The organism is Caballeronia sp. M23-90, assembly GCF_053574605.1.
Genome location: NZ_JBSIPA010000511.1, coordinates 1 through 4420 on the forward strand (window position 1 = coordinate 1; position 4420 = coordinate 4420).

The 4420-nt window shown below is 58.9% G+C and carries 3 protein-coding genes and 2 pseudogenes; 3 read left to right on the forward strand and 2 right to left on the reverse strand.

The features are described 5' to 3' along the window. Positions 1–799 (forward strand): thiamine pyrophosphate-dependent enzyme (locus ACRXB1_RS31275; protein ID WP_449494246.1); only part of this gene is annotated, 799 nt, incomplete at its 5' end. A 219-nt stretch (positions 800–1018) separates the two neighbouring features. On the opposite strand, the gene ACRXB1_RS31280 is transcribed toward ACRXB1_RS31275, so the two are convergent. Continuing rightward, a complete protein-coding gene (locus ACRXB1_RS31280) occupies positions 1019–1489 on the reverse strand; it encodes a hypothetical protein (protein ID WP_449494247.1) in 471 nt (156 codons plus the stop codon). Positions 1490–1545: 56 nt separating this feature from the next. Between ACRXB1_RS31280 and ACRXB1_RS31285 the strand changes: the two are divergent. Both ACRXB1_RS31285 and ACRXB1_RS31290 read left to right on the forward strand, forming a co-directional pair. Continuing rightward, a pseudogene (locus tag ACRXB1_RS31285) lies at positions 1546–2170 on the forward strand (tyrosine-type recombinase/integrase). A gap of 221 nt (positions 2171–2391) precedes the next feature. Beyond that, positions 2392–3766 (forward strand): annotated as a pseudogene (locus ACRXB1_RS31290) (HdeD family acid-resistance protein). Positions 3767–3995: 229 nt separating this feature from the next. On the opposite strand, the gene ACRXB1_RS31295 reads toward ACRXB1_RS31290, so the two are convergent. Continuing rightward, positions 3996–4420: hypothetical protein (locus ACRXB1_RS31295; RefSeq protein WP_449494248.1), on the reverse strand; the 425-nt coding region annotated here is incomplete at its 5' end.

The following is a 4420-nucleotide window of genomic DNA, read 5'->3' on the forward strand; positions in this document are numbered from 1 at the left end:
AGCCGTGGGCCCTTCCGATCTACTGGCCGGGGTGCGGCGGATCGTACTGGCCGGCGCGAGACTGCCGGTCGCATTCTTTGCGTATCCGGGCAAGCCGAGTCTGGTTGCGCCGCCCGATTGCGAAATCGTCACGCTCGCATCGGCCGACGATTCGCTCGACGCGGCGCTCGAAGCACTGGCGCATGAACTCGATGCCGGTACCTTGCGGCCCGCGCATGTTGCCGCGCGGCGGCCACCCTCGTTGCCTGCCAATATGGGTCGCCCCACTTCGGACGGTATCGCCGCGGTGATCGCCGCGCATTTGCCGGAACAGGCGATCGTGGTCGACGAATCGGTGTCGTTGGGCCGGGGCTTTTTTCCACCCACTAGCGAAGGCGCGTCGCACGACTGGCTCAACAGCGTCGGCTCGTCGTTAGGCTACGCATTGCCCGTGGCAATCGGCGCGGCGATTGCCACGCCGCAGCGCAAGGTCCTCGCGTTGGTCGGCGACGGCAGCGCGATGTACAACCTGCCCGCGCTGTGGACGATGGCCCGCGAGCAGCTCGATGTAACGGTCGTGATTCTGGCGAACCGGTCGTACAACGTGCTGCGCGGCGAACTCGCCAAAATGGGCGGCCGGGTGACGGGGCGCGTCGCGCTCGACATGCTGTCGCTCGATCGTCCGGATCTGGACTTCGTGGCGCTCGCGAAAGGCCACGGGGTGCCGGCTCGCCGCGCGGATACGCTCGACGCGTTCTCGAAGGCGCTTGCTCAGAGCCTTGCGGAGGCGGGGCCGTCGCTGATCGAACTGGTGGTCTGACGTCCCGCGGCGCCTGCACGCAGCGTGGGGTAACAGGTCCCGTGTCGTCGGTCCGTTAATGGTCTACATGGCCCAAAGCAGATCGAGCGCGATGATCATATCGACGGCGACGAGTTTTTCGCGGAACTCAACGCGCTCGACCGCCCGGCAAAGCATTCGGTAATGCAGCCTCCGCTGCTGTCGTACCGGATCTTGCCGAGCGGTCGTATCAGCGTCGAATCAGCGTCGACGAACTGCGAAGCTACCTTGTCCGGGCTGTTGGATGGGACACGTGGCGACAGACGTCATCGCGGATTCAAGATGTAATCCAGCAGATTCGCCGATTCCTCGACACCGGGCCTTGCCTGCGAGCTTGAGGGCGTGCTCGAAGACGGTTTTCCTCAGGTCCTTTCCGGCAAGAACCGAGTCATTTATCAGGTGCGAGGCGACATGGTTTTCATTCGCCTCGTGGTGGACGCGCGGCGCGATCTGCCGGCCCTCCTTCAGAGAATCGTGCTTCGCCTGATGTAAGCGAATGCCGCCCGCCCGGCCGCGCCCGCCTGTTTCTTGCCGCCCGCCCAGCCACTCGCTGATCGCCCGCGCGACGCGTCGCACTACCGACACGAGTTGCTTCATCAGCGTTTCGTCGGTGTACTCGCTGGTGCCGGTCACGCTGATTGCAGCCACCGTGCGTCCGGTCACGTCGCGCACGGGTAACCATTCCCAAGGCGCAGAATCAAGCTCCCTTCATTGAAGAGGAGTTTGTCATGGAAACGCTTAATTCCTCCGACGCCCGCCGGGCGCCTTGGAACAAGGGAAGGCTGATCGGTCAGAAGCCGCCGTTGAAGCTCCGTGAGATTTGGGCAATTCGGACGAGGCTCCAGATGTCTTCCAACGCTCGCGAGTTGGCGCTTTTCAACCTTGCGATCGACAGCAAGCTTCGCGCGTGCGATCTGACGCGACTGCAAGTGCAGGACGACTACATGGGAGGTCATGTCGTAGCTCGCGCGACCTTCATGCAGCAAAAAACACATAGACCGGTGCAGTTTGAATCACGGAGCAGACCCGTCAAAGTGTCTCTGCCTGGATCTCGGCGCGGGGATTAAAGCCTGCCGATTATTTGTTTCCAAGTCGGCTGCATGCTTCGGCGCACGTCTCGACGCGCCAGTATGCGCGAATCGTTCATCGTTGGATCGCGTCGATCGGACTCGATGACAGCGCGTATGGCACCCACACCACGCGACGCACGAAAGCGTCGTTGATCTATCGACGCACTAAGAATCTGCGCGCCGTGCAATTGCTGTTGGGCCATACAAAAATTGAAAGCACCGTGCGATACCTGGGATCGAGGTAGACGATGCACTCGAGATGGCCGAGCAGACGGAAGTCTGAACGACGGCGGCCGGCAAGCGCACGCTTGGCCGGCCGCAGGCGGTCACCGCCGAGCGAGGAAGGGTGACGCACAGGCGTCTGATATTCTTCGAGAACAGCCATTGCGAGTGCGACCTTGTATGTGCATGAATTACTAGCTTATGAAGGGGTGGGCTAACTCTGGCGGCGCCTAGCGAGCGTGCTTTCGACTCCAGACTGACATCTTCGTGGAGAAAGTCTTCATGTTTCGACTGGTGCTGCTGGTTCTAGGTGTGAATTTGATCAGAAAACGTTGGCCGGTTTTCCTCGTGCTCGGCGTGATTTGGATTCTGGTCGGGATCGGGTTGTTTATTGATGCACTGGACAATGCCATCTCGTTCCCTTTCGCACCTCTCGCTTGATTTCTGCTGATTGACGGATTTATCGCGATGGCGGCCGCATCGGTCGGCGTTGGAGGGCAGCGCGTTCTTCGTTTTGTAAGAGGAACGGCAATGATGCTTGCGGCCGTCCTCATTTTCGCGGGGCACCATCACGGCGATTTCGTCCTCGCGACGCTATTCGGCACGTTTTTTCTTGCTGATGGTGTGCTGCAATGTACTTCCGCGTGGGTAATTCGCCATCGTCGATGGCGCGCTGCATTTACATGGGGAGTACTGGAAATACTATTTGCGATCTCTGTCTATCAACCCTATCCGACACACTACTACGGAACAATGCCATGGTGCTTTGCCGCGCTCTTTGTGTTTATTGGTGGGAATACATTGCTTGTGGGCGCGCGTGTTCGGAACATGGTGCGCAATCCGGCCTTCGCAACTTCAAACAAGTCCATGTTACGTCCAGCAGCCGTGCCGTCCACTGTCCTGCCGGCGTCTAATCAAACCGCATGGGGGACGGTCCACCGCTTGATGGCGAGGCTGCTCTCACGGGTATGTCTGGACCCCGACAGGTTCCTCCAAAGGTGAACCACGGAACTATCCGGTGATCGATCATTATATTGCAGCAGTGGATAAGAACGGAGTGATCTCGACAGGTCATGCAGCTTTGGAGACACCCGAAGGTGTCTATGTGAGCCTTTATCCTGCGGCGGAAATAGACCGGTCTCCCGATGAATTCTCAAGGCTGCTACGCGTGACGCCGGACAACAATGTTGCGGGGGTATTTCAGCCAAGTTACCCATACGAATCGAAAGCGTGGTGTCCCTCTACCATTCGGGTTCGCATTCGCAACTATGACCCTGCAAAACTGCAAGCGTTCTGGGATCACTACCGGCAAAATACGACATACAACCTTACTCATCGGAACTGTTCGAGTTCGGTTGCATACGCGCTTGAGGCCGCACTTGATAGTGCAGTCGGGCGCTTATATGGCAATAGCGTTGGTTGGGGCGCCTTCGTGCGGCTGTTCTTTACGCCGGAACTTTGGGTTGCTGCCCAGATCCGCAAGCGCGCTCTAACGATGGCGTGGACGCCAGGGCCGGTTCTTGACTACTCCCGAGCGCTAAGCATGCTCGCTGACCCTCGGCCATTTTGGTGGCGCAAGATCCTGCGTCGTGCCTGGAAGATAAATTCAAACGCTGCGGCTGCCAAAACTGATTCGATGCGATCGGATGGCAGTTAGTAAGCCCGGTCGCTTGTTCGGCTTATGCAAAAGACGAGCGACCCGTCTACATCCGAAACCTGCCATCGGCGTCGCTTCAGTGCGAGCGGCAGCTGAGGGTCGACTTCTGACCAACGCGAGCCCGATTAAAAACGAAAAAAGCGACGCCACATAGGTCACCGGGGAGATGAGCGTGCGGCGGCACGCGTTGCATCCGTTTATTGGGCACGGCCCCGGTTAATCGAACTTTTTAATACGAGCAAACTAGAGGGTGGCGTGCCGCGGCCGCCCCTCGAACAAAGTCGCGGATCTCGATCCACTCTTGTTCGTCAAAATAAGTATCGCGGTGGCCAGCGATCCTTACGGCATATTCAGCGAAGGCGGCCGCATCCGGCGGTGCCTCCGCATCAAGAGCTGCCAATGATGAGGGATCGATTCGCAACTGCTGCCAACCATCCGCATCCAGATCTCGCTGCACATCGAGCCATCGTGCTGCTAAGCGTATCACCAGGAATGACGCCGACGCGCTATTCAAACAAACATTCTGTTTGACGTTGCCCGCGAATTTCGGATCCCTTAACTGAGTGAGATTATGCCACCCGTTGGTTCTGGGCAGCGTACCAGTCCCGCTCGAACTGCATCGGACTGACGTAGCCCAACGTCGAGTGCAAGCGC